Below are 24,163 nucleotides of genomic sequence, written 5' to 3'. Positions count from 1 at the left end.
TTGGAGGGAATCAAGAATGAAAACAACAGATGTATACCATGTAGTACCCTTGCTGGAAAAGATTTTGAAGCTGGATTCGGGAGAGCTGGAACAGTTGACTCCGGATCAGGATCTGCGAACCTTGGGGCTGAATTCTTTATCCGCTGTGGAATTAATTGTAGAGTTGGAAAATGAGCTCGATATTACGATGGAGGACGACGATCTAGTGCTGGAGCATCTATCTACACTGCAAGGCATTGAGCGTCTGCTGGGAAAATATGCATAAGGGCGCTGAAAAGACAAGGTTGATGCAGGAATCCGATATGGAGACTCGTCAAGATTCTGTTGTGGACTATGGTGCAGAAGAAGTGGCAAACGCTCTTCCAGGGAAACATTGTGTATATTCTTCCCTGCGTACCTCATTGCGGAGGTACGGGGTGAACATGGCCGAATCCGAGCTATTCATGCTGTGTGGGAGTATGTGCGCAGAGTATGGTGGAGATTTGAAGCGCTTCGGACCTGAGAAATATCCGGAGCAGCTTCAAGAAATGGCAGCCAGTGGCGGACCTGTTATTCGCGTGGAACCGTGGGTCGCTGGTGTCAGCGATGAAACCAACCTGTTGCAGGTACTCACATCGGGCTACGGTACCATGCTGCATACGTCGAGCACCGCTTTAACCTATCACGATGTATATGTGAAAAATTACCCAAGGGGCCACGTGATTGAGTTGTGCGGGTTGGACTTGCAAGAACGGACAGCACAGGTCAATGATAGCTTCCTGCTCGATTCCTCGGGACATGCCATGACTTATGTGGGCTCAGCCCGGCTCGACGATCTGATGCAGGGCATTATTGAGTATGCATGGCTGGTGGAGCAGCCTGCCCCGCTTTCGCCAAGTGAGATGCATGCTGCGTGTGCTCATCATATTCGACAGTATTTGACTGGACACGAAGCCATCTGGAGAGGCGTACCTACGTCTAATGAGTCGGAAAATCAAACGGGGAAAGCTGTGACAGGCAAGCAGGTCAAGCGGGGAGATGAGGGGTACCGGGCATTTGTCGGTGACTTCCATCTGTTGGCAGACATGGAGGATCAGGATTTTCGGACGTACTGTCATGAAATCTATTACAATCTGCGATTGGGCAGTGCCCTTCATTTGACGGATTATACAGCTGATTATTGCCTGCTGCATCAAGCCACGCTGGGACCACAAACACAGCATGTAATTGAATTGGCACAGGCGCTGTACGCAGATTGGCACAAGCTTAATCTGCATATTTACAAAACAGGGCTTCAATTGCGCAAGCATCGGATGCCTGAAATTACGGAACGAGCTTTGCATTTAATTGAAAGACAGCGGCATATGCTGGAGGAACTGATGATTTTAGCAGAGAAAGCAGCCGAGTAGTCCAAGCATTCGGCCGTATAAGTAACGTTCATCAGGTGTCCTGCACAGAGGAAAGAGGAGGGGAATTGATTGCCGTCCATTACATTAAACCAATTGTCGAAAACATTTACGTACTACAAAAAGGAGCCGGGCGTGCGCAAATCGTTACAAAACTTGTTCAGACGTGAGCAGCTGACCAAAGAGGCTGTGCAAAATGTCAGCTTTAGCATTGAGGAAGGCGAAATTGTCGGATTTCTCGGTCCAAACGGGGCGGGCAAAACAACGACACTCAAAATGCTGTCTGGCATTCTTCATCCCACGGACGGGGAAGCATTGGTACTCGGCTTTACCCCGTGGAAACGACAAAAAGAGTTTAAACGTCAGTTTTCCATTGTAATGGGACAGAAAAACCAGCTCTGGTGGGATTTACCTGCAAGCGAGTCATTCGAGCTGAACAAGCTTATCTATGAAATCGATGAAAACCGTTATAAAGAGGCACTAGATGAACTGGTCACTCTGCTTGGGGTAGAGGAGCAGCTTCATGTGCAGGTTCGGCGGCTGTCGCTCGGCGAGCGTATGAAAATGGAACTGATCGCCGCGCTGCTGCATCGTCCACGGGTCATTTTGCTGGATGAGCCGACTATCGGACTGGACCTTGTTTCTCAGCGGCGGATTCGAGAGTTTTTCAAAGCCTATAACCGCACGCACCGGACGACCATCCTGCTGACAAGCCACTACATGAAGGATATTGAGGATTTGTGCAGTAGATCCATCATTATCAGCGGGGGCAGATTGGTCTATGACGGAGACTTACACAAGGTGAATGAGGTCATCGGTGCCCGTAAATTACTCAAGGTTCGACTGGAGACCCCCGTATCCAGCCTAACGTTGGCGAGCCTCGCCAAACTTCGCTCCAACTCGGAGCTGGAGGCGGTATTTGAGCTGGACGCAGAAGATACCTTGGCTTGGTCCAAAAAGATTTTGGACGCACTACCTGTCGTTGATTTTACGATTGAGGACGTCCCGCTGGAAGAGGGGATAGCCAATTTGTACGATGGGGGCAGGCTGGCCGATGCGAAATAACAAATATGTGAAGGTACTCCAGCTTGGTATGCAAAACGAAATGGAGTATCGGGCTAATTATTGGCTCCAAATGGCGGGATTTATGCTGCCGATCATGACGCAAATTTTTCTCTGGCTAGCTGTATTCGGTTCTTCGGGACAAGCAAGAGTGCTGGGCTACTCTCTGCCAGAAATGCTGGTGTATGTGGTCATGGCGGGAGTAACTGGAAAACTGATTGCTGCGGGCTTTGAATACGAAATTGCTACAGATATCAAAGAAGGTGGACTGGCAAAATTCATGGTACAGCCTGTGCATTATTTTGCTTACCGTTTTTGCCGGTTTATCGGAGGCAAAGTCATACAGTCCGCGGTCGTGCTGCTGGCGGCTGCTATTTTGCTGTTATGTCTTAGCCTGGAAGGACAAATCAGCTTCGGGCTATCGTACATCTTGCTTTACATATTGGCGTTGCCGGGAGCGCTTGTGCTTAATTTTGTGGTCTATTATGCGCTGAGCGGCATAGCCTTTTGGGTGACGGAATCGGCGGGACTATTTTATACGCTGTCGCTTGTCATTTACGTAGCTAGCGGTACCGTGTTTCCGCTGACGATTTTTGGAGATGTTTTGGCCCGTCTGTTCAGTCTGCTACCGTTCAGCTACACCGTATTTTTTCCGGTGAATGCGTTGACAGGCAAGCTGACTGTGCTGGAAGCCGCTAAAGGCATTGGCGTGCAATGGCTCTGGATTGTAGTGCTGGCGGCCGTATCACGCTGGGTGTGGCAAGCCGGGGTCAAACGCTTTGTCTCGGTGGGGGGTTAACATGAAAAATGTTTTCCGAAACGTTAGGCGCTACATCAGACTGTACTGGAAGTTTGTCCAGTTTTCCGTCATGTCGCAGATGGAATACCGTATTAATTTTATAACGGCATTTCTGGTTGAAACGGCTTATTTGCTCATCAAACTGCTGTACGCATCGGTTCCATACCGCGCTGGGACGGATATTAATGGTTGGTCTCCTGACGCCATATTGTTATATATCGGCGTATTTACGATGATGAGCGGATTTTATAGTGGATTGTTCTACAGTAATTTTACAAGCCTGCCTGACAAAATTCGTACCGGCTCACTGGACGTGCTCATGACCAAACCAGTATCGCTGCAATTTATGGTAACACTGCGTCAATTTGAACTGGGCTATACCGTGCCGAATGTAATTGGCGGCGGAATTATGACGGGGATCGGCTGGTATCGACTCGGATTGCCGTTTAATTTTGAAACTGTAGGAGGGTTCTCTGTGCTGCTCGCATGCGGAGTGCTTACGGCATACTCCGTATTTTTGCTCCCCCAACTACTGGCCTTCTGGATTATCCGCACGAACGGCGTTACGGAGCTGTCCAACAGCATTTTCGAAACAAACTATGTGCCGATGGCCGTGTACAGTAATCTGATTCAACGTATCGGTTTGTTCGTGCTTCCGGTGTTTGTCATTTGTAATTTTCCGCCCATGTTCATTCTCGGCAAAATGGAAACCGGGTTAGTGGTATGGGCATTTCTCGCACCTCTCTGGCTGCTGGCGATCATCCGCCTGATATGGCAGTTTGCTCTACGTGATTATACGAGCGCGAGCCAGTAGCGCTACCGTGTAGTAGGCCAATAATGAAGCAGGAAAGGAAGCGAATCATATGAATGCGATACCGAATCAGCGTCATTTGTATATGGGAACGTTCGAAGCGGAGGTTTACTGGCGGGATGCTCAGTTAGCTTCCTTGCCAGCCCTGCCTGACCGGGCTTCTTCTGCGATTGTAGCAGCCATGGATGAACTGCTGTTCAGCTTTTGCCAGCCGGGAGATGCGTTATTGACCCGTTATGCCATTTCGCCCGTACATCGTCAGTATATCGCGCAGTTGGGCTTTCATCCGGCTGTCAACGAACGGGACTTGACCGATGGCATGGAGCGTGCAGGCAACGTGTCGACCGCATCAGTATTTGAACTGCTGGGCAATCGCAAGGCCGATGCCGGAGAGGGGTTTCCTCAACTGGAAGGCTGTGTGCTTAGCCCGTTTGCGGGTTTACCGCATGTGGAGGAGGCTGCACGTGCTTGGGGAATAACCCTGCATCAGCCGCCGCTGGAAACGATTCGCAAGGTAAATGCCAAAACGTATTCCTCTGATCTGAAACGCAGTCTTGGTCTGCGCAACCCGGGCTATATTGTGACTTCGTTTGCAGATGTTGCTGAGGCGGGGCGTAAGCTGCTACGGGATGGAAGCTTTTTAATCAAGGATGATTTTGGCGTATCGGGCAAAGGAAACCTGCACATTACCTCGACACAAATGCTGGACCGGATCGTATCGTATTTGCGTGGACAGGAGCGTAAAGGCAAACAGGTGCTTTTCCTTTTGGAGCCTTTTCTGGAGAAAGAACAGGATTTTTCATGCCAATTTACGATTGGTGATGATGGGAGTGTCGATATCTTATCTGTACAATGGCTGGCTAACACTCAATTCTCCTATCGGGAATCCTTGTCCCCGGACGGGGCATTTTTGGAGCGGCTGGAGCGCGAGGGCTATTTTAGCTTGATGCAGGATGTGGGACGGCAATTGTATCAAGACGGTTATTATGGCGATGTTTGCATTGATTCCATGACACTTCGTGGTGGGAAGCTGGAGCCTATTATCGAAATTAATGCCAGAAAGTCGATGAGTTTGATCAAGCATCAGCTCGATACCTTTCTGGCCGGGAAAAATATGCGTGGCACGCTGACGAATTATTCGCTGTCCCATGATGGCAGTCTATCCTATGAAGAACTGCTGGAAGGGCTGAAAGGTGAAGGATTGTTGTTCACAGGTGAACGTGAAGAAGGTGTCATGCCTCTGGGTGCCAATACGCTATATGTGAACACAGGTGGACGAGATGGCGAGAACAAGATTGTGGGCCATATAAGCACGCCAAGCAGAAATGCAATCGGGCGCGGAGGCAGATCATCTGCCAAGCAGGTTCGTGTGAGCGGGATTGGGGCCAGCGATGGCGGATCAGAAGGGAACGGCATGGCTAAGCCGGACTTAATTGGTGAAAAAGAAACCGCTGGAAGCGAACGGGCACGAGGCAAGGGTCGTCTTTATTTGGAACTGGTTGCTGCGAGCGATGAGGAAAAAATGCGATTGACTACAAAGCTGGAGCGTTTTTTGGCAGAGCATCATTTTACAGTGCTGAATTAAACGGGAGGCGTATGAGCATGCGTAAGAATGCGGCTAAGCTTATGAAGGTAACGATTTTGTGTTCCGGTTTCGGATTGGGCTTTTATACCCCTGGCTTGTTGTTGCAAGCAGGTCTTCGCAGGCTGGGCGTGGATACGGCGATTCATGTATTTGAAAATGTGCTGCCAGAATCGGCCCGTCTCAAGGTCGACAAAAGCCGCAAAGCTTACCATGACAATTTTGCGGTGGCCTTAATGTCACAGAAAGTTCCACAGGATATGCGTAATTCACTGGATCTTGCTGCGATGGAAGTGCTGCTGAACCAATGGATGGAGGAAGATCGGCGGTATTTTATATGCTTATCCGGTCATTGGATGTATGTACTGGAGGAGTATCGCAAGCGCAGAGAACCGGAGTTGGTGCATGTGGACATTGTGTATATGGATTCGACACCTTCTCCTTCCTGGAAAAATCTAGCCAAGCATAACCCGCGTTTTGCGGATGGCTGTGGAGAAACGACCTTTTTTGAAAATGATAACAATAGAGTCAGCCACTATATTGATGTCCCGGCTGTGGAGTATGTTCCGTTTGAAGAGCGGCAATCCCGCTTATTCGTACATGGCGGCGGCTGGGGCATGGGCACCTACCGTGATAAGGTTGGACGGTTGGAAGAAGCGGGCTGGGAGCTGGATTTGCTGTTGTATGATCAGGATCAACCGGATGAACAGCGGGACAGTATACGCTATTTTCAGATGGATCCGCAGTGGAGGACATGGCAGCGAAATGAAGTCGGGGAGCATACATTTCCGCCTTTCGGAGAGGTGAAAAAGGGCGAGAAGACAGTGTATCAGGTCGGACCGGATTACCATAGCATGCTGGACCAAGCATGTCGTGTCCAGGCCATTGTCAGCAAGCCAGGTGGTGGCAGCCTAACCGATTCGTTCGCTACAGCTACTCCGCTTATTATGCTGGAGCCATTTGGTGTGCATGAAAAGCATAATGCGGATCTATGGGAACGACTGGGGCTCGGTATGCGGTACGATACGTGGATACAAACCTATGACGGTAGTGCTCAGATACTGGAGGATATGCATCGTAGGATCGTAGAGTTGCGCAGTCGGACGCCGCGTTATATAGAGTCGTATGTGAATAGCATACAAATGCAGGCAAGAGCATCGGGAATGGAGCAGGGATTATGAACGCTGCTGCGGCTGCGCAAGAGCCTGCAATGCGAGATATTCGCTTTGGGATCATTGGCTGTTCTGCCATTGCTCCCCGTGCGTTGCTGGAACCGATCCGACATGTTGCAGGGGCACGCGTGACCGCGCTTGCGAACCGCACGGTTGCTAAGGCAGGAGAAATGGCAGATCGTTTTGGCGTCAGTGTCGTTTATCGGCATGCTGAGGATATGCTAAAGGATCCGGAGATCGATGCTGTATATATTGCGCTCAGCAACGACTTACATGCCGAGTGGATTAACAAAGCATTACGGGCTCATAAGCATGTGCTGGTGGAAAAACCGTTATGCCTGAATACGGCTGATCTGGCTCCCTTGGCAGCGACAGTCGAACAGAGTAGCGCTTACCTGCTGGAGGGAGTCATGGTGCAGCACCATCCTTGGCAGCATGAGCTGCGGAGGATCGTAGAATCGGGGCGTTATGGTCGCTTATGCTCCATAGAGACGAGTCTATGCATTCCGGCAAAAGAAGGACATGCGGATAATTACAGATCTCGTCCGGAGCAGGGTGGGGGATGTTTTTGGGATCTGGGCGTGTACTGGCTACAGCTGCTTCAAGCCGTCGTTGGATTGGAGCAGGCTGAATTCCACAGTCAATCGGATTTCGATGGTCCTCATGGCTGTGACTGGACATTTCGTACGCAAGCCCGTTATCCGAGCGGATTGAAGGCATCTGCCCTCTTTTCATTTGAGCGCCCTTATCACTGCGCTCATGTACTGACCTTTGATTCGGCAGTGGTCACCTTGAAGGACTGCTTTCGGGCAAATTTAGGCTTTTATAAAATGACACTCAAGACGGAAATAAAGAAGGATATCATGCCGAATATAACGGATGCGGACGCACTGCCTGTGTTATCACAGACATCCTCGCATACCAAAACGGTTTTCGAGCCTATGAACTATTATGTCAATCAGTTGAATACCTTTTGCAGCATCATCCGGGGGGAAGCGGAGCCCATTCCATTTCGCGAGGCTGCTGAACGCGTCAGACTGCTGGCAGCCATTCATGAAGCAGCACGCTCGGGCGAGACGATCTATGCAGTATGAGTATGATTGTGTTTTCGAGCGGTGGGAAGCCGAATGATGCAAAATACTGAGTATTAAGGCAAAGAGAGGAGGGGAATTCAGTAGATGGATAAAAAGGACGAAGCCTTACTAGAGCGTTTCGGCAAGCATCCGACGCCATTTTACTATTATGACGGGGACGCGCTGCATGCTCATGTCAGCTCGTTGCTATCCCGATTGCACCCGGCCGTGCGTGTACATTACGCGCTCAAGGCTAATGGTAACGTAGCCTTGGCTGGGCTGCTGCGCTCGTTAGGTTGTGGTGTTGAGATTGCTTCGACTGGAGAAATGTTCGTCGCTATGGAAGCCGGGTATGCTGCGGAAGACGTGCTGTACGCCGGACCGGGAAAAACAGTAGCCGAGCTGAACGAGGCGGTAGCCTGTGGAATCGGCTGTATTCATGTCGAATCGGTGAGGGAGCTGCGTCTGCTGGAGGACATTGCTGCCCAAGCGGGCCAGCTTGTCAGGGCTGCGGTTCGCATCAATCCCGATAACGATCTGTCTGGAGCAACGATTAAAATGGGTGGTGTTCCGCGCCCCTTTGGAGTAGATGAAGGGCAGCTGGATCACTTTTTTAAGGTGCTGGAAGATTGCCCGCACGTCAATTTTCAAGGTATTCAGGTATATACAGGTACGCAAATGTTGAAATCGGATCAGATTTTAGCTTCATTTGCGAATACGCTACAGTTGGCAGAACGGGTACAGGCTCAGTATGGTGTGGCAATGCATACGGTCAATTTGGGCGGCGGGTTTGGTGTACCTTATTTTGCTCATGAGCAACCGCTCGATATGGATCACGTCATTGACGGACTGAACGCACTCGCGGAGCAGACCCGAACCCGCATGCCCGGGGTTAAGCTAATCATCGAAAGCGGCAGGTATCTGGTCGCTCAATCGGGCATGTATGTCTGCCGAGCATTGTATACAAAGGAATCCAAGGGGGAGAAGTTTGTCGTGGCTGATGGTGGCATGAATCACTACGCCGCAGCTACTTTTCGAGGACGCCGCATTAGGGACAACTACCCGGTGCGAATTATGCGCAGGCAAGCAAGAGAATTGAAAGAGCCCAAAGAACGAGAAGTGGAAGCAACCCTATGGATGGGGCAGAGAGACGCTTCTGCTCAAACGGCTGTTGCTGTCGAACAATCATTAGAAGAGGTTGCAAACCGAATAGGAGGGCCTCTGGAAGAGGCATCCATGGAGCTTGAGACGGTAAGCATTGTCGGTCCGCTTTGTACACCCGAGGATTGTATTGTGAAAAAAGCGCAGCTTCCTCCGATTCACGAGGGTGATTATATTGCTTTTCCGAATGCGGGTGCCTATGGATTGAGCTATAGTCCACTACAATTTCTGGGACATGCTACCCCGGCGGAGCTGCTCGATTTTCGTGGGGAGGTGCATGTCATTCGTGAACACGGTGACCGCACAGACCTGCTGCATCATCAGCGCATGATTCCGTTGCCTGAGGATGTGCAGTAGTATGTAAAAAAACGCCAAACTCATGGGAACCGATACAAATCGGACCTGTGATTTGGCGTTTTTTACATGATGAGTAGGGTAGTATCGACTTATTGTTGCTTGGAGCTGCGCATTTCCTGACGCACAAGCTGCCATACCATAAAGATCAGTACAGCGATTTGTGGGACAAATGTTTCCCAATTTGGATACATTCCCAGCCAGCTAATGGACGGAAGCGAGGAGGCAGTGTGCCCCGATAGCTTACCGGCCACCTGAAGCGAATGAATACTTTCACCCAGGAATCGGAATACGAGATAGTAAATCAGTACAGTGGCAGTCAGGAAAAAGGCGCGAATTGGCAATCGTACACTGAACTTAATGATCGCAAACGCCAGAATGACCAGAATAACCGTCGCTGAGCCAATGCCGATCAGCAATTGCGAGGTTTCGATGGCTGGAGCCATACCGACATAAAAGATAGCTGTCTCGGCTCCTTCACGCAGAATTGCGAGCGCAGAAACCGCAAATAACGACCACAGGCTTCCTCGTGCCAGCGCGTTGCCCACGCTGTTTTCCACAAAGCGGTTCCATGCGGCAGCGTTGGATTTGCTATGCAACCAGCTACCAACGGTCAGCATCAGCACGACCGCCACCAGCCCGGTGACACCCTCCAGCAGCTCACGCATGCTGCCCGATGCGGCTGCTGCCACCAGCGTGGTGAACAGTACCGCCAGAATTCCGCTCAGCACCAGCCCCGTTCCGGCTCCTGCCCATATCCAACGTCCAGCCACGGCTTCGCCGCTTTTTTTGGCATACGCCAGCAGAGCTGCGAGCACGAGGATGGCCTCCAGGCCCTCACGCAGCAAAATCAGCGCGGCATCCCACGCAGTATAAGAACGTTCTTCCGTCAACGGACGGAGCCTGTCCAGCATCTGATCAAGAGTCTGAATGGCTTTGTCCGTATTCGGTGGAGAAGACAGCAGATATCCGGAAGTTTCGGTCATTTCATTTTCAATCCCAGTGTAAGACGTCGGATCGGAAATTTGTACATGTCCTTCGACGGAAGGCCACAGAGCGATAAACTGCACTACCTTATCAGCCGCTTGCTCTGATTGATTAGCTACAGCATCTTGGCGTGCGGATTCGAGCAAGGTGACTGCATCGGTCAGAGAAGCTGCCGAACCATTCGCCGTTCCCGTAGCCGTATTGCCTGCATCTGTTCCTTGGCCTGTGTTCACAGACTTGCCCTGACTATAATCAGACAGCAGAGTCGTTAATTCCTGCATTTCCTTAAGAGCCTGTTCTTGGCGAATGGGCTCAGCTTGCATGGAGATGCGAATGAGACTGATTTTAGTTTCGAGCGAACTGTATACCGGAAAATTGTCCAAACGAATCGGTGTTTCTACCTGATACCAGGCTTTGACGATTCGATCGTAATCCACCCGTGCGGCTGCCCAATCGCCTTTTTGCATGGCGGCTAGACTGCCCTTCGCCATGGGAAGCAGTTTTTCCGATGCTTTGGCTCCAGCAGGGGCTGGTTTGTCCCCTTCGGCCGCAGTGACGTACTCATTGACCGAGCGCGCCAGCACGGATAAGGCAGCTTTCGCTGGTTCCCCGCCGCCACTGGCGAGTGTCTGTTCCGCATCGGTGAGTGCTTGATCTACAGCCGCGATGTGAGTTGAATCTCCGCCATTCGTTTTGGCGGCCTCCCACAGCGTGCGGAATTCTTTCAGATCCTTGGAGGCTTCCGTCCATTGAGCTTGTCCCGCCTCCACCAGCGCTCCGCCCACCACAGGCATTAGCTGATCATTGGTGACAGCTTTGGCATCCGTTTGTGCAAAAGCGACCGACCCGGAGCCGGACATGAACGGAGTGACGGTCAGCAGAAGAGCTGCCACCAGCACAAACACCCATCCCAAGCTTTTATTGCGCCGATTCATATAAATCCCCTTCCTTGCCTGCTGCTAAAATAACGTATCCCCGATGTAGCCGCCTTGCGATACACCCGGGAAGCAGGCGAACACCGCACTGCCTTTGTGTACAATGTATTCGTTCAGCTTGTCATTGCGTGCAAGCTTCTCCTGAATATGAACGAACTGCTTGAACAGATCACGCTGGTAGCTGATGAACAGCAGCCCGGCATCCAGCTGTCCTGTTTGCTTGTCCAATCCGCTTGAATACGAATAAGACCTCCGCAAAATATTAATGCTCCCGTCCCCATGAGCCAAAGCCACATGAGAGGTGGGAGGTGTAACCGGCTTGCCTTCCGGATTTTTGGCTGCCAGATCAAGCTTGTCGAACTCCTTGACCTTGCCGAGTGGGGCCCCGCTGCTGCGATGACGTCCAAAAGTATCCTCCTGGTCGCCCAATGTTGAGCGATCCCACACCTCTACCCGCATGCGTACACGGCGTACAGCCATATAGCTGCCGTTACCCATCCATGCTGGTCCGTCACTGGTCTGTGTCCACACCAGCCGATTCATCTCGTCTGCCTTGGAGGTGTCCGGGTTCCCCGTACCGTCCTTGAAGCCCAGCAAATTGCGTGGTGTGCTTCCCGCAGGATCGGCCTGTGCTGTTCGCTGGAAGCCTTCCTGCGTCCAGCGAAGCACCGCCGTTCCTCTGGCGATACGCGCCAAATTACGTAGGGCATGGAAAGCTACCTGCAAGTCATTGGCACATACCTGCACTCCGATATCGCCGCCGCACCATTGCTCCTCCAGGGCATCCCCTTGAAAACGGGGCAGTTCACGGAACTCGGCAGGTTTAAGCCCTGCCAGGCCGTATCGTCCATCAAAAAAGGATGGGCCCACACCAAAGGTGATCGTCGTGCGGGATGGCGACAATCCTGCCGCCTCGCCCGTATCGGAAGGAGGGAGGTTGAGGTTTTCATTATCGTTGCCAAGGAGCACGCCAGAAGTCATTGTAGCGCTTGCTTCCGTCCAGGCTTTGAAGAGTCTACGCACCTGTTCCTTGTCGCTGGTTGTTAGATCGAAAGCGGCGAAGCAGATGAAATCCTGCGCCGGAGTCACAATACCTGCCTGATGCTTACCGTAAAAAGGGATTACATCTTTGGTATCCGCATCCGTCATCATGCTTTCGAGGCGTTGACCTGCTGACAGCACGGCTCCCACGCCCCCGCCGCCAAGCAGGAGGCCTAGCCCACCTACCCCGGCCAGCTTCAATAGGTCTCGGCGTGATACGGATTTGCTTTTTCCTGACGCCTCATCTTCCACTAGCTTCGCATCCTTTTTTACCAGATCAGCCTGTTCATTATGGGATTCCGCATACTGCGGCTTTTCTTGCCCTTTTTGCCGCTTAAAGCCTTTCATATCATTACACTCCTAACAATTTCCCCATTTGGGACAACGGTTCTGCCAAGGCATCGAGGTTTTGGCTCAGCTTTTTAACTTCTTCCGGTTTCAGTTTTGTATACGATACATAGCCTTCTCCGTCCTTAAAAGGAGCCAACTCCTGCTGTAAGGCCGTAAAGCGCTCACCGATTTGTTTTTCCAACGCGGCATCTTTTTGGTTCAGATCTGTTTTCAAAATGTCATATATCTTTTGCGCGCCTTCTACATTGGCAGCAAAATCGTACAAATCCGTATGAGAATATCGCTCCTCTTCACCCGTCACCTTCGAGGTAGATACTTCATTCAACAACTCGACTGCACCCGTTACCATCAGGCTGGCGTCAATATTAACTGTTTCTACTTTGGCACGCAGCAGCTTGGCATCACTCAGCAGTCGGTCGGAAAACTCGTCCATTTCTTTGGTTGTGTTTTCTTCCCATAATGTTTTTTCAATACGGTGAAAGCCGCGCCAATCCGCTGCATCCACATCACCGTCACGTGCATCAATATTCGGGTCAAGATCACCCAGCGCTTCTGCAATCGGTTCAATCCGTTCATAGTACATACGTGCAGGGGCATATAGCGCCTTGGCTTTATCCAGCTCGCCAGCTTTGACCGCGTTCGTGAATTCTTCTGTCTTCTTCACAAACGTATCGCATTGCTCGATGGCATAGGTGCGGTAAGCTGCTACCGCTTGATCAAAATTGGGAGCAGAAGCGGCAGGAGTCGTTGTCTGTGTTGTGGCTCCTGCATCTTTGGTCGTTGCGGCAGGCTGCTGAGTAGCAGTTCCGGTTTGCCCGCAACCTGCGAACAGAATAGAAGAGACCAGCACTCCGGCCGGTACGGCATAACGTAGTTTCATAATCAATGAACACCCTTTCTGGCCAAACTGGCCCTGAACCATAGTCTGTTGCGCGATATCTATATCGAATTATTATTTTGATAATGATTATCAGTCGCGGTTTTTCTTATCATAAGGCTGGCCCATATGCCTGTCAATACATAATTTAGACACAAAGTCCAACCCATCATTAAAGCAGCAAGTAAGGTGCCTATGCCCATTTTTATCCGCATATTGAACCATACCCGAGCACATGACATAAAATGTGTTGACTGTATCCCTTAACCTTGTTACACCACACAAAACCCGAGCAAGGAGGGGTGAAATTGACGAAGGGTAACGACCACAAAAACAAGTTTTTGTTAACTCACCGTGAACGTGAAGTATTTGAACTGCTCGTGCAGGACAAAACAACACGTGACATCGCCGGACAGCTATTTATTAGCGAAAAAACGGTCCGAAACCATATTTCCAATGTGATGCAAAAATTGAACGTAAAAGGTCGTTCACAGGCGGTCGTGGAATTAATCAGGCTTGGCGAATTAAAAATCTGACCTCTCGTTCCTTGCGGGGTACAAAGTCTTCTCGATGATCCTTCGACAGTGAAGGGTGGTCGGGAAGGCTTTTGTTTTGTGGTATGTAAAAAAGTAAAACGATTAAACCGCTGAAATATGTGGGAATTTGCGTGTAAATGATGTACTATATATAGAAGGAAGAAACTACCATTAGAGATCATAGTGCAACTAACAGGAGTGATCAAAACATAAGGCTGTACCACAAAGTTATACTAAGATAGAAATGCATCTGGTGGTAGTCTAAGAATATAAATCCCTACAAAAGCAGTATTCAGCATGACGACAGGATGGAAGATGGATCAGGTTTTGAGCTATACTTTTATATAGGTGTTGAAGAAGAATTACAAGGCAGAAAAAGCTCATTGCTTCAGGTAGTAGGAAGTAGCTTTTGCCTAGAGCTACCCGTGGTATATTCTTGATCGGAGGTGAATGTTAAGACATATGACACCCAACCAACACTTGATGACTTATACGCTGAACAGCGGTATAAAGGGAACTGTCGACCTAACCAGTAAGCAGGTGCAGGAATGGATCAAAGCATATCGAATTGGCAGCAAGTTTGTAACGGTTGTGGGGAAACAGTATTTTGGTTTAAACCCTGAGTTGGTAGCAGATTTCAAGGTACATAATGAATACTCGGAGCAGAGAGAACACATATCCATAATACAGCCTGTAATGGAACGCAAAGCTGTAGAACTGGACCCACTGGTAGAGGCGTACAGCCAGTATAAAACATTAATTCAGGTAGAATGTAAATGTGGTGCCTCCTATATAGAAGAGTCACCGCATAAAAGAACCAAGTGGTCATGCAAGGAGTGTAATAACATTGTGTTCCTGGATCGTAAAAAGGGCATGGTGGATACGGATAAAGGCAAGGCGTGGTACATGACCAACAAATACTATGTGGAAAGACAAAGCAACTGACAGATTGTCAGTTGCTTTCTAACTATACACTCACACCTCTTATGTGCTTACCGAGATATATTAAGTCTTTTGCCAAATAATAAAATTGATGTTTTTTGCGCTTTGTAGTACATTATCAAGTGTATTATAAGGAGGCTTCTCATGTACGGACATAGACAAGATGATACTTTATACATCATGACTTACACATTAAATAGTGGTATCAAGGGCACAGTGCCTTTGTCTAATCAACAGATACAGGAATGGCTTGAGTGTTACAGAATTGGCAAAAAATTTGTAACTGAGATCGGCAAAGAGTACTTTGGACTACATGCGGAACTGGTGGCTGATTTTAAAGTGCATAATCAGTATTCAAGCTATCAGGAGGTTATTATCCCGATTCAACAGCCGGATACTGGCCTAAAAGAGTTGTCCCAGGCTTACAAATCAACAGAAACCCTAATTAAAGTAGATTGCAAATGTGGTACATCGTATGTAACAGAATCTCCCTTTAAGCGGACCAAGTGGTACTGCACCAAATGCCGGGAGATTGTTTTTCTCGACAACAAAAAGGGAATGGTGGATACCTCCAGAGGCAAGGCCCATTATATGACCAATAAGTATTTTGTGGAACGGGAAACAACTGGCGTATAAGCCGGTTGTTTTTTTGTTCGTAAGGTTTGTACATGTCCTGACTTTTCAAAGCCGATTGCGCTATAGTGAAAAAGGGGGCTTATGGAAATGTGGAGTATTTTGCTGAATCACGTTTTGTTGATAGGATTCCTGGCTGTTTTGATTCAACGGATATACAAGCATCGCTTTCATCAGCAAAATGGTAGCAATTTTCTGCTATGCTTGTGGGGGACCTTGCTTAATCGGTACAATAGTTTGTTTGAACTGACAACGTTATATACGGTGTATACCGTTATTTTTGCAGTAGGAGCATTGTTGTTTGGAGGTTACTGGCTTGTGCAGCTTTTGGAAAAGGGGAAAGATAAATCTTGATATAACGATAGTCAGGTGGTGAACGTCATCCGGGAAGATCATACGAATGGTGCAAGAAACCGCATGAGCACGAACAATGTGTACATAAACGAAACGCTTCATTTGGAACAAATCATAAGTGACCTGCGGGTGATGGGCTATGTGGCTTTTCATCATCATCCGCAAATCACAGGTGAGATTGAAGAGCTGGAGGCGTTAAAAAAGCAACTATTATCGTTTTTTCAACAGCATCATGTATTGTGGATTGAGCTTGACCCGCTAACGCAATATGTGGTGGTGAATAACATGGGGAAGGCAACGGTGCTCAAACTCATTGGTCGGAAAATGAACCCGCTACGGGATCTGAGAGCAAACGCTGCTTTGGCTGGACAGCCGCTGAATGAGTTGGATCGGGAGATAGAACGGCTCAATCGGCTAGCTCACCTGTTGCGCTACACCCGTTTTTCTTAAGCGACGGGACTAACGTAAAAAAAAGCATTCACGAAGCATGGATGGTTCCATGCTGTGAATGCTTTTTAGTTTACTTACACCGATTTCAAAAACTCTACAATCGTCAGCAGACCCTTGTCAAAATTGTCCAAGTTAAAATGCTCGTTTGGCGCATGCAGGTTCTCATCTGGCAAGCCGAAGCCCATCAGCACGACTGGGGCAGTCAGCACACGGGAGAAGGTTTCCACGATTGGGATAGAACCTCCATCCTTGGTAAAGAGGGCACGCACACCGTATACCTTCTCAAAAGCATCGGCTGCCGCTTGCAGAAACGCGTGTGACGGGTCGATGTTAAAGGCGTTCGCTTTTTCACCCTGTTGAATATCCAGGGTAGCTCCTGCCTGAACATGGGCACGCAAATGGCGCTCGATTTTGTCCAGAATGTCTTGCGGATTCTGGTTAGCTACCAAGCGGCACGTGATTTTAGCATGAGCTTCTTTTGGAATGACCGTTTTCGTGCCTTCCCCTTGGAAGCCGCCGTATACGCCGTTCAGCTCCAGTGTCGGACGCGCCCCAACACGCTCAACGAAGCTGAATCCTTCTTCGCCATAGAGGGAATCAAGTGCAAGATCTTGTTGCAGCTTGCTCTCATTGAAGCCTTGCTTCACGAATTCTTCTCTCATCTCTGCCGATAATGGAGCAACATCGTCGTAGAATCCTTCGACGCTTACGCCGCCTTTGTCGTCATGCAGGGTTGCCAGCAAGGACACCAGAGCGTGCAGGGCATTCGGCACGCCGCCACCGAAAGAGCCGGAGTGTAGATCTGTGTTCGCCGTGTGAATGGCGACTTCCAGTGAACATAGTCCACGCAAACCTGTGCAAATGGCAGGCTTCCCTTTTTCGATCAAGGAAGTGTCGGACACCAGTACAGCATCGGCAGCTAGACGTTCAGCTCCAGTTTGCAAAAACTCAAGCAAGTTCGGACTGGATACTTCTTCCTCGCCTTCAATGCAGAATTTGATGTTCAGCGGCAATGTGCCTTCCTGCTTCAAAATGGCCTCAACTGCCTTAATGTGCAAGAAAACCTGCCCTTTATCATCTGTCGCTCCGCGCGCATACAATTTTCCATCACGGATGGATGGCTCAAACGGTGGCGTTTCCCACAGGTGAAGCGGGTCTACGGGTTGTACATCATAGTGTCCATACACGAGGATCGTTGGTTTACCAGGTGCGTGCAAATGATCCGCATATACCAGCGGGTGCCCTTTGGTTGGAATGATTTCAACGTTTTCCAGACCGGCAGCAGTCAGTTTGGTAGCCAGCCAATCAGCTGCTTGGTTAATGTCTTTTTTGTGCTCCGATAATGCTGAGATACTCGGAATGGACAACCACTCCTGTAACTCGCTCAGTTGTTGCTCTCTGGCTTTTTCAAAATAATCAGAATAACTCATAAACTATGTATCCTCCTTTTTCAATGTAAATCGTGTGAATGTTGCGCCATCCTCCGAACCGAGGTCGTGGACGATATGTCTAGTTTACTACGTTTTGTGCTGAACGAAAAATAGGGAGATAAAAAAACGATTCTACCCGGGTCTGTCCAGACCTGAGCAGAATCGCCCTTAACCAAGCATATGGATGCACTTATGCGCGAATGTCCAGTTGACCGCCAAGATGAGGCTGTACGCTTTTTTCCATCATCTGCACTAAAGCCTGACCTTGTTCACTGGCCTGATCCTTAGCCATACCTAATACCTTCACACTTACGGCTTGAGCCAAGCTGGCCTGACTCATACCTGTTGATAATGCTGCGATATCCATGTTCCAACCCTCCTTCATTGTGAAGACTCTTTCTCTGTATTTATCGGTTGGAACGGTTATTTTGTTTCATCTAATTGGAATTGTGTCAGTAAATCTTGAAGTTGCTCTGCCAGACGGGTCAAATCTGCGGCAGACGAACCGATCTCTTCCATGGAGGCGAGCTGCTCCTCTGCGGCTGCGGATACGGTCTCCGTATGGGATGCCGCTTCTTCAGCGATGCGTGTAATTTCCTCCATGCTGCTGACGACTGAACTCGTTCCATCTGCAACTCCAGCGGTAGAAGCTGCGACGTTATCGAGCTGCTTCGCTGATTTGGCTACCGCTCTACGGATGCGAGAGAAGGAGCGACCGGATAGGTCAATGGAATTAATACCATCACTTACGCGTTCCTTGGCGGATTCCATAGCGATCAGGGCTTCATATACACCGCTCTGTATCCCTTGAATCTGTTCACGAATTTGTTGTGCGGAATAAGCTGAGTTTTCAGCCAGCTTGCGGACCTCTGTCGCCACGACAGCAAAACCTTTGCCATGCTCCCCTGCACGTGCTGCTTCAATAGAAGCGTTTAATGCGAGCAGATTAGTCTGGCTGGCGATTTCCGTAATGACAGTGACGATCGTTCCGATTCGTCCAGATCGGTCACTCAAAGCACCGATGATGGTATCCAGTTCTTCCACGGTAGTACGAATGCCGTCAATGGAGACGACGCTGTTGCCGATATGCTCACTGCCTGCATCCGACGCCTGAATGGCCTGTGTGGAGTAAGTGGTCATTTCAGCCATAGTTTCAGTCATCGCGGTGATGTCTGTTGCCATGTCGCTAACCCGTGTCTGATTAGCTTTAGCGCTGCCCACTTGGCGTTCGCTGCCTGCAGCCACATCTTGAATGGCTATGGTCACATGCTCGATAGCCCGGGTCGTTTGTTCTGCACCTGCTGCAAGCTCTTGCGAGGATGCCGACAAATTGCCTGTCATCGCTTGAATTTCTTTAATCATGTTACGCAGGTTATCTACCATTTGTTGAAAATATCTTGATAATTCACCAATTTCATCTGTGCTGGTCGTAGCTACGTTAATCGAAAGATTACCTTGGCTGATGGCATCCATAGAATTACGTAATCTTTGGATGGGCTTAAGTATACTGCTGATTAGCCACATTGCGAGCACACCGATGATGATGGCTGCAATCACCAACACTACGATCGTTGTGATAAGAATCGGTTGGGCGGAGGCACTGGTTTCTGCTTTGTCCATCGTTCCAGCAATTCTCCAGCCTGTCAGCGTATTGGTTTTGAAAATCAGGTGTTTATCTACGCCATTAATATCGTAACTAAAGCTGCCTTCTTTGGAGGCAAACAATTTGGGTATCGTTTCCCCCAATTTGGTACTTCCGCTGACTTCTGTCGGGTGGGTAACGATACGTTTGGTACCATCTAATATCATAATATAGCCATTTTGTCCGATTTTTAAATTTGTGATTTCTTTTAAATTATTTAGGTTCAGGGAAAGACCGAGAACACCACTGTTGTCAGGAAGTGTACGTGAAATATATACAACGGGGACCTTAGCCGTATTGAGTCCGACAGGGCTGATTACGGTTTGTCCGGGTTTCTCCATGGCCTGTTTGTACCACGGACGTTCACGAGGGTCGTTTGTGGAGCCTACGGCTTTGCCAATAATGAGTTTTCCTTCGGGAGTTCCTACAAACATATCAACAGCTTCCGCATGCATTTTCAAATACACTTGTAACCTTTTCAGGATGTCTTCATCTGCTTCGGCACTGTTATCACTAGCCGTCATCGTCGTAGAGTAATATTCGAGATCAGCGATTTTGGCTTGAATCGTTTGAGTAACTGCACGGTCGGATGCGGTAACGCTAGTTGTCGCACTATCGAGTAATTGTCGGTCCGTCTGGTTATATGCTGCTTGATAAGAAAAAGAACTTACAATAATGCTTGGAACAAGCATGACCAGTAGAAATGCTGCTGTCAATTTCTTGCGTAGTGTTAATGTTTTGAGTCGTCTCAGTTGTTTCATCAAACCCCTGCTTTCTATCTACATATTCATTTCTAAAATTTATATCATATGTATTTACTATCGGTTATTTTGAGCTGAATTGATAGATTTATTACTAATTTGTCCAATACGCTAAAGAATTTCTTGCATAGCATGGAGTATCTTGCAATTTGGAGGGATAGGGTATGGGTTTTTTTCTGGATATGAGAAGCTCCACCAATTCATCAAAAACAGGTGAGGGTCCCGATATACAGCTGGGTCCTATGCCGGAGCGCTTCGGTTTGATTACCCTGCGGACCTTTCTTGTGCCGGGTCCGATTGTAACTTTTAGTGGTTCCATTGGTCTGCTCGGTGAGCTTGGCGATACGTATGCGGTTGAAATCGTGCGTGGAGCCGACTATGATCCGAGTGAGGTAGTCTACCGCGCCGAGGGGGTACTGGGCGTGACTGGATCTAATGAAACGCAAGCTTTTAATGCACAGGATCTGTCTGCTCCCTGGGCAATACAAACAGTATATTCTTCTTATATTTCTGGTGTATCGACCACTGTTCGTAATGGTCCAGAGGTATTCACGGGCATCGCCTCGACTCCGTTTTTGTAAATATATCAGGTGATTATTTCTATAGTAAATGCTCGCTGCCTGTTCGTGGTTCTCCTAGGATAGTCCGCTGCGCCCAAGCTTAACTAGCCACGAGCATAGACAGACATCTGCTGCAGACTCGTGGCTATAATTCTCAACAACAACACCCAGAGCACAAATGACCTAGTTGTTGTAATTTCCTTTATGAGCGTGTTCTACGAGTTGATTGTGCTTCTCGGATTCTATCTCTTTAGAATCTCTCGCAAATACACTGTCAACTCATCTGCTGCTTTGGCATGGGCGGAGAGCCCGGGATGGCTGCGAGATCCTATCGTTTCTTCCGTCGTGTTAGGCAGTTGGAATACCGACACATTCCGATCCCTCGTTCTTTTCTTGTACACGTCTACCGCTCGGTAGATTGAGGGCATCATCGGAGTACCCAGCATCCCATAGGCCCACACAATATGGGCAGCAGGATTGCAGGTCCGAAGCTTGACAAGAAAATGTTCGATAGCGCTTTCAAAAGATTGTAAATCTTCTTCATTGAATGTGCCGTCCTCGTTCAAGCGTTGCTTGTACACTTTCCCGCTTGCTGGGTCCGTCCATGCAGGAGAATAAAAGGCTCCCCCGTCATTAGTACCCAAATTCACTACGACCACGTCCGGCTGCCATGAGGTAAAATCATGATCTGAAAATGCCCCTAATGCTTCATTTCTCTCACCAGTCAGCACACCACATATCTGTTCATAATATGCCGGTATGTTCGCATGCGGATTATTATCCCAGCTTGTTAGGACACCCCATCCGCTTTGTGATAACACTCGGTAGTCCGCATTCAGTGCTTCGGCTGTTATGGCTGTATAATTGCGTAGTGCTGTGAACAGCATGGGAACCCAGTCTGTCTCCTCCTTCGCTCCAATCGTTCCTTCTCCCGAGGTAATGCTGTCACCGATAAATTCCACCTTGAGGGGCTTATCAGTGACTGGCAGCAATTCCCCGTCAACCTTCAGGGCATGAATTTGCAACAAGCAGCGCGAGTCCGAACTCATAGGCTGGACATCCTTGACCACACGGACATTTTTGACCGTGTCAGGGTTCAACCCTCTCAAAAGACAGATCCAATGCCGTCCTGCGGTCACCATCAGGCGACTCATCGGAACCCCATTGATGACAATACTGATCCAGGGCTCATACACCTGGTAATCGGCTTCAATTTCAATCCACAGCTCTGAGCCTTTGATATTCAATTCAATGCCACTGCCTGTCCAAAATAGAGTAAGAGGTTTACGTGTTTGCGTAGTTCGACCATGAACCTTTACATGCCTTGCTTTTGTAAGTGGGTATGTCTTCAATCTCTTGTTATGTGACATTTCAACATCCTCCTCATGATCTCTTAATGAATGCTAGTTTCTGTAATATTGTAAAAGAAGTGACAGGGAATCTCAAATTCTATTTCTAAACAAGCAAGGGCCCAAAGCTTTATATGGATTATTCTTTTTGATCACGGACTTTAGAACAACATATGATATCAAAAAGCACCAGCCAACTGAAATTTGCTGGTGCTTTTTGATATACGGAGCAAAGATTACTTACTAAGTGTATTTTTTCACACATATTATTTTATCTATTAATTAGCTTTGCCAAACATGACGATATTAATCGCCTTGCCGAAGTCTATACCTACTTTGCCAGTTAACTCTGCTGTTTTTTGTGCTAACACGACTGCATTGACACCACAAGAGAACAGCGCAATATCAAAGTCATCTTTGTGTGCTGCGATCCATTGGAGTGTTTCAGGCATTTGTTCATATTGATGAAATGCGAGCGTGTGTGCGATATGCAGCCCGTATGGTTCGGCCTCAAGAACAGGCTTCACTTCAACGGCCGTCCGGGTGACCAGCAGAATGCGTCGATTTTTCAGTATGTCCCAGAAAGCGGGTGTCTCAGCCAAATACCGATTCAGGCAGGCGTGGCAGGTCAGCGCGGGGGAAAGAGCATAGTGAGCAAAGACCTGATCGGTCAGCTCCCGCTTCATATAGGATGGTGCTTTAATAGATTCGTCATCATATGGCAAAATGCCAACAATGCTGGCTTTGCTCACTGCCTCAGCCACCGCGTCCCGTAGTTCCGTATTCGGTAGAAACAGTCCCTTTTGACCGAGATTGGCTTTAACCGCCCAACGTTCCTGTAATACCTTTTCCATCGGCCAGACGGTGTCCTGCGACAACACCAAATTTTCACCATCCCCGATACGAATGAGCGAAAAGGACTGGTGCTGATCGAGTGCCAGCTTCAATCGTTTCAGTACCTCGTCAATCTCCAGATACCTTGGATTCGTCATAACATGTTACCTCCCTGTCGTTCCTGCTTGTTCAACTTTTTAGATGGAGCAAAAAACTTTGTATTCTATCATATGTCGAAAGCAAAAAGGTTTTTGTATGAACGGCTATTCTTTTTGGATTCTACCTATTTTTACAAGATTCGTTGCATCTGTACGTGCCGTTTCAGAAGCGTCTTCATAACTTGAGAGAAGACGGTTGAAAGGGAGGAAGATCAATGAATCGCAAGATTGTAATTGAAATTAATTTTAATAACTATGGGATGAATCCCAACCGCCTGACACGTGAGTGGATCAGTGAGCGACTGGATATATTCAGAACCTTTACGCTACGTAGTTTACTCAGTCAGACAAATACGGATTTCTTATCTGTCGTCAAGCTGGCGGGCGGATGCAGTGACATTGTGGAAGAGGAACTAGCCCGACATGAGCCCATTCCTGACCACATCCGTTTTGGTACGAGCATCGAAAGTAAACGTCGAATTCATGCGTACATCGAAGGCGCGGACGAACTGCTCATTGCTCGAATAGATTCCGACGATTTGTACCACCAGTCGTTTGTACAACAGTTACATGATTACAAGTTTCAACCGGAGACGGTTGCGCTGGTGAACCAGATGGGTTACCTGTGGGATGCGGTTGAGGGGCAGATGGCACCGGTGTTTCACCGTTCGCCTTCTTTTTATGTGTTTCGCTATCAAGTGGAGGATTTTCTAAATGATTACCGTGTCGTCATTCCTGGGAAGGGTACGCACGGATATGTAACGGAGCTGCCGCATGAGGTCATTCCACTTCGCAACTATGTGAACGTCATTCATGCCGCAAATACTTCGGTGAAAAAAGTGCCGGCGAAGGATCGGCTGTCAGAGAATGAAATGAATGCCGTGCTGGCTGAATTTCTGGGAACAGGCATTGCCAATTCGTAAC

24 protein-coding genes are annotated in these 24,163 nt (G+C 48.7%); 16 read left to right on the top strand and 8 right to left on the bottom strand.

Annotated features, from left to right (window positions below):
* Positions 1–16 precede the first annotated feature (16 nt).
* The 9 genes from KAI36_RS20975 (at position 17) to KAI36_RS20935 (ending at position 9,402) form a co-directional block, all read left to right on the top strand.
* Complete coding sequence (locus tag KAI36_RS20975) at positions 17–265, top strand: acyl carrier protein (protein WP_025719468.1); 249 nt, start codon at positions 17–19, stop codon at positions 263–265.
* The gene (locus tag KAI36_RS20970) at positions 258–1,388 is read left to right on the top strand and encodes a hypothetical protein (RefSeq protein WP_071558326.1); all 1,131 of its coding nucleotides are present in this window, start codon (positions 258–260) and stop codon (positions 1,386–1,388) included. Before KAI36_RS20975 ends, KAI36_RS20970 begins: the two co-directional genes overlap by 8 nt.
* A gap of 69 nt (positions 1,389–1,457) precedes the next feature.
* Positions 1,458–2,450 carry an ABC transporter ATP-binding protein gene (locus tag KAI36_RS20965; RefSeq protein ID WP_071558327.1) on the top strand — a complete coding sequence of 331 codons (993 nt, stop codon included), beginning with the start codon at positions 1,458–1,460 and terminating at the stop codon, positions 2,448–2,450.
* Positions 2,440–3,246, top strand: a complete 807-nt coding sequence (locus KAI36_RS20960; protein WP_071558328.1) for an ABC transporter permease — start codon at positions 2,440–2,442, stop codon at positions 3,244–3,246. The genes KAI36_RS20965 and KAI36_RS20960 overlap by 11 nt, the downstream gene beginning before the upstream one ends.
* A gap of 1 nt (position 3,247) precedes the next feature.
* Positions 3,248–4,060 carry an ABC transporter permease gene (locus KAI36_RS20955; protein ID WP_071558329.1) on the top strand — a complete coding sequence of 271 codons (813 nt, stop codon included), beginning with the start codon at positions 3,248–3,250 and terminating at the stop codon, positions 4,058–4,060.
* Between the two features lie 49 nt (positions 4,061–4,109).
* Complete coding sequence (locus tag KAI36_RS20950) at positions 4,110–5,642, top strand: hypothetical protein (RefSeq protein WP_220025916.1); 1,533 nt, start codon at positions 4,110–4,112, stop codon at positions 5,640–5,642.
* Positions 5,643–5,659: 17 nt separating this feature from the next.
* Entirely contained in the window at positions 5,660–6,820 is a 1,161-nt protein-coding gene (locus KAI36_RS20945) for a UDP-glucuronosyltransferase (RefSeq protein WP_071558331.1), read from the top strand.
* Positions 6,817–7,905 (top strand): Gfo/Idh/MocA family protein, encoded by a 1,089-nt coding sequence (locus KAI36_RS20940; protein ID WP_220025915.1) that lies wholly within the window; start codon positions 6,817–6,819, stop codon positions 7,903–7,905. Before KAI36_RS20945 ends, KAI36_RS20940 begins: the two co-directional genes overlap by 4 nt.
* Positions 7,906–7,989: 84 nt before the next feature.
* Entirely contained in the window at positions 7,990–9,402 is a 1,413-nt protein-coding gene (locus tag KAI36_RS20935) for a type III PLP-dependent enzyme domain-containing protein (RefSeq protein ID WP_220025914.1), read from the top strand.
* Positions 9,403–9,491: 89 nt separating this feature from the next.
* Here KAI36_RS20935 and KAI36_RS20930 read toward each other — a convergent pair whose 3' ends face one another.
* The 3 genes from KAI36_RS20930 to efeO are packed head-to-tail and all read right to left on the bottom strand — an operon-like array spanning position 9,492 to position 13,593.
* Complete coding sequence (locus KAI36_RS20930) at positions 9,492–11,321, bottom strand: FTR1 family iron permease (protein WP_220025913.1); 1,830 nt, start codon at positions 11,319–11,321, stop codon at positions 9,492–9,494.
* A gap of 24 nt (positions 11,322–11,345) precedes the next feature.
* Complete coding sequence (gene efeB / locus KAI36_RS20925) at positions 11,346–12,710, bottom strand: iron uptake transporter deferrochelatase/peroxidase subunit (protein WP_220025912.1); 1,365 nt, start codon at positions 12,708–12,710, stop codon at positions 11,346–11,348.
* Between the two features lie 4 nt (positions 12,711–12,714).
* Entirely contained in the window at positions 12,715–13,593 is an 879-nt protein-coding gene (gene efeO / locus KAI36_RS20920; protein ID WP_220025911.1) for an iron uptake system protein EfeO, read from the bottom strand.
* A 305-nt stretch (positions 13,594–13,898) separates the two neighbouring features.
* Between efeO and KAI36_RS20915 the strand changes: the two genes are divergently transcribed.
* The 5 genes from KAI36_RS20915 (at position 13,899) to KAI36_RS20895 (ending at position 16,505) form a co-directional block, all read left to right on the top strand.
* The gene (locus tag KAI36_RS20915; RefSeq protein WP_007431813.1) at positions 13,899–14,126 is read left to right on the top strand and encodes a helix-turn-helix domain-containing protein; all 228 of its coding nucleotides are present in this window, start codon (positions 13,899–13,901) and stop codon (positions 14,124–14,126) included.
* A gap of 462 nt (positions 14,127–14,588) precedes the next feature.
* Positions 14,589–15,071: a hypothetical protein gene (locus KAI36_RS20910; protein ID WP_023990049.1), complete on the top strand. Its 483-nt coding sequence runs from the start codon at positions 14,589–14,591 to the stop codon at positions 15,069–15,071.
* Between the two features lie 141 nt (positions 15,072–15,212).
* Entirely contained in the window at positions 15,213–15,704 is a 492-nt protein-coding gene (locus KAI36_RS20905; RefSeq protein WP_013311697.1) for a hypothetical protein, read from the top strand.
* A gap of 87 nt (positions 15,705–15,791) precedes the next feature.
* A complete protein-coding gene (locus KAI36_RS20900) occupies positions 15,792–16,055 on the top strand; it encodes a hypothetical protein (RefSeq protein WP_025721873.1) in 264 nt (87 codons plus the stop codon).
* 63 nt (positions 16,056–16,118) lie between these two features.
* Entirely contained in the window at positions 16,119–16,505 is a 387-nt protein-coding gene (locus tag KAI36_RS20895; RefSeq protein WP_220028178.1) for a hypothetical protein, read from the top strand.
* Between the two features lie 74 nt (positions 16,506–16,579).
* Here KAI36_RS20895 and KAI36_RS20890 read toward each other — a convergent pair whose 3' ends face one another.
* The 3 genes from KAI36_RS20890 to KAI36_RS20880 form a co-directional block, all read right to left on the bottom strand.
* Entirely contained in the window at positions 16,580–17,935 is a 1,356-nt protein-coding gene (locus KAI36_RS20890; RefSeq protein ID WP_220025910.1) for a dipeptidase, read from the bottom strand.
* A 190-nt stretch (positions 17,936–18,125) separates the two neighbouring features.
* Complete coding sequence (locus tag KAI36_RS20885; protein WP_013372767.1) at positions 18,126–18,302, bottom strand: YjfB family protein; 177 nt, start codon at positions 18,300–18,302, stop codon at positions 18,126–18,128.
* A gap of 56 nt (positions 18,303–18,358) precedes the next feature.
* The gene (locus tag KAI36_RS20880) at positions 18,359–20,338 is read right to left on the bottom strand and encodes a methyl-accepting chemotaxis protein (RefSeq protein WP_220025909.1); all 1,980 of its coding nucleotides are present in this window, start codon (positions 20,336–20,338) and stop codon (positions 18,359–18,361) included.
* 164 nt (positions 20,339–20,502) lie between these two features.
* Here KAI36_RS20880 and KAI36_RS20875 point away from each other — a divergent pair, with 164 nt between their 5' ends.
* Entirely contained in the window at positions 20,503–20,919 is a 417-nt protein-coding gene (locus tag KAI36_RS20875; protein ID WP_220025908.1) for a hypothetical protein, read from the top strand.
* A gap of 221 nt (positions 20,920–21,140) precedes the next feature.
* Here KAI36_RS20875 and KAI36_RS20870 read toward each other — a convergent pair whose 3' ends face one another.
* Positions 21,141–22,268 (bottom strand): SGNH/GDSL hydrolase family protein, encoded by a 1,128-nt coding sequence (locus tag KAI36_RS20870; protein WP_220025907.1) that lies wholly within the window; start codon positions 22,266–22,268, stop codon positions 21,141–21,143.
* Between the two features lie 257 nt (positions 22,269–22,525).
* Positions 22,526–23,239, bottom strand: a complete 714-nt coding sequence (locus tag KAI36_RS20865; RefSeq protein ID WP_220025906.1) for a GT-D fold domain-containing glycosyltransferase — start codon at positions 23,237–23,239, stop codon at positions 22,526–22,528.
* 215 nt (positions 23,240–23,454) lie between these two features.
* On the opposite strand from KAI36_RS20865, the gene KAI36_RS20860 reads away from it, so the two are divergent.
* Positions 23,455–24,162, top strand: a complete 708-nt coding sequence (locus KAI36_RS20860) for a glycosyltransferase family A protein (protein ID WP_076294441.1) — start codon at positions 23,455–23,457, stop codon at positions 24,160–24,162.
* The last annotated feature ends 1 nt before the right edge of the window (position 24,163 follow it).

Source organism: Paenibacillus sp. S02 (assembly GCF_019454065.1).
Taxonomy (GTDB): Bacteria; Bacillota; Bacilli; order Paenibacillales; family Paenibacillaceae; genus Paenibacillus; species Paenibacillus polymyxa_B.
The sequence above is the reverse complement of the archived record's forward strand: the minus strand, read 5'-3'. Positions and strand labels throughout refer to the sequence as shown.

What these genes read in the sequence shown, in the direction of transcription:
- KAI36_RS20905 (WP_013311697.1), top strand. Translation starts at nt 15,213, where the DNA reads ATGTACGGACATAGACAAGATGATACTTTATACATCATGACTTACACA.
- KAI36_RS20880 (WP_220025909.1), bottom strand. Translation starts at nt 20,338, where the DNA reads ATGAAACAACTGAGACGACTCAAAACATTAACACTACGCAAGAAATTG.
- KAI36_RS20935 (WP_220025914.1), top strand. Translation starts at nt 7,990, where the DNA reads ATGGATAAAAAGGACGAAGCCTTACTAGAGCGTTTCGGCAAGCATCCG.
- KAI36_RS20940 (WP_220025915.1), top strand. Translation starts at nt 6,817, where the DNA reads ATGAACGCTGCTGCGGCTGCGCAAGAGCCTGCAATGCGAGATATTCGC.
- KAI36_RS20870 (WP_220025907.1), bottom strand. Translation starts at nt 22,268, where the DNA reads ATGTCACATAACAAGAGATTGAAGACATACCCACTTACAAAAGCAAGG.
- KAI36_RS20950 (WP_220025916.1), top strand. Translation starts at nt 4,110, where the DNA reads ATGAATGCGATACCGAATCAGCGTCATTTGTATATGGGAACGTTCGAA.
- KAI36_RS20930 (WP_220025913.1), bottom strand. Translation starts at nt 11,321, where the DNA reads ATGAATCGGCGCAATAAAAGCTTGGGATGGGTGTTTGTGCTGGTGGCA.
- KAI36_RS20945 (WP_071558331.1), top strand. Translation starts at nt 5,660, where the DNA reads ATGCGTAAGAATGCGGCTAAGCTTATGAAGGTAACGATTTTGTGTTCC.
- KAI36_RS20970 (WP_071558326.1), top strand. Translation starts at nt 258, where the DNA reads ATGCATAAGGGCGCTGAAAAGACAAGGTTGATGCAGGAATCCGATATG.
- KAI36_RS20865 (WP_220025906.1), bottom strand. Translation starts at nt 23,239, where the DNA reads ATGACGAATCCAAGGTATCTGGAGATTGACGAGGTACTGAAACGATTG.
- KAI36_RS20910 (WP_023990049.1), top strand. Translation starts at nt 14,589, where the DNA reads ATGACACCCAACCAACACTTGATGACTTATACGCTGAACAGCGGTATA.
- KAI36_RS20890 (WP_220025910.1), bottom strand. Translation starts at nt 17,935, where the DNA reads ATGAGTTATTCTGATTATTTTGAAAAAGCCAGAGAGCAACAACTGAGC.
- efeO (WP_220025911.1), bottom strand. Translation starts at nt 13,593, where the DNA reads ATGAAACTACGTTATGCCGTACCGGCCGGAGTGCTGGTCTCTTCTATT.
- KAI36_RS20860 (WP_076294441.1), top strand. Translation starts at nt 23,455, where the DNA reads ATGAATCGCAAGATTGTAATTGAAATTAATTTTAATAACTATGGGATG.
- KAI36_RS20900 (WP_025721873.1), top strand. Translation starts at nt 15,792, where the DNA reads ATGTGGAGTATTTTGCTGAATCACGTTTTGTTGATAGGATTCCTGGCT.
- KAI36_RS20875 (WP_220025908.1), top strand. Translation starts at nt 20,503, where the DNA reads ATGGGTTTTTTTCTGGATATGAGAAGCTCCACCAATTCATCAAAAACA.
- KAI36_RS20975 (WP_025719468.1), top strand. Translation starts at nt 17, where the DNA reads ATGAAAACAACAGATGTATACCATGTAGTACCCTTGCTGGAAAAGATT.
- KAI36_RS20895 (WP_220028178.1), top strand. Translation starts at nt 16,119, where the DNA reads ATGAGCACGAACAATGTGTACATAAACGAAACGCTTCATTTGGAACAA.
- efeB (WP_220025912.1), bottom strand. Translation starts at nt 12,710, where the DNA reads ATGAAAGGCTTTAAGCGGCAAAAAGGGCAAGAAAAGCCGCAGTATGCG.
- KAI36_RS20885 (WP_013372767.1), bottom strand. Translation starts at nt 18,302, where the DNA reads ATGGATATCGCAGCATTATCAACAGGTATGAGTCAGGCCAGCTTGGCT.
- KAI36_RS20955 (WP_071558329.1), top strand. Translation starts at nt 3,248, where the DNA reads ATGAAAAATGTTTTCCGAAACGTTAGGCGCTACATCAGACTGTACTGG.
- KAI36_RS20960 (WP_071558328.1), top strand. Translation starts at nt 2,440, where the DNA reads ATGCGAAATAACAAATATGTGAAGGTACTCCAGCTTGGTATGCAAAAC.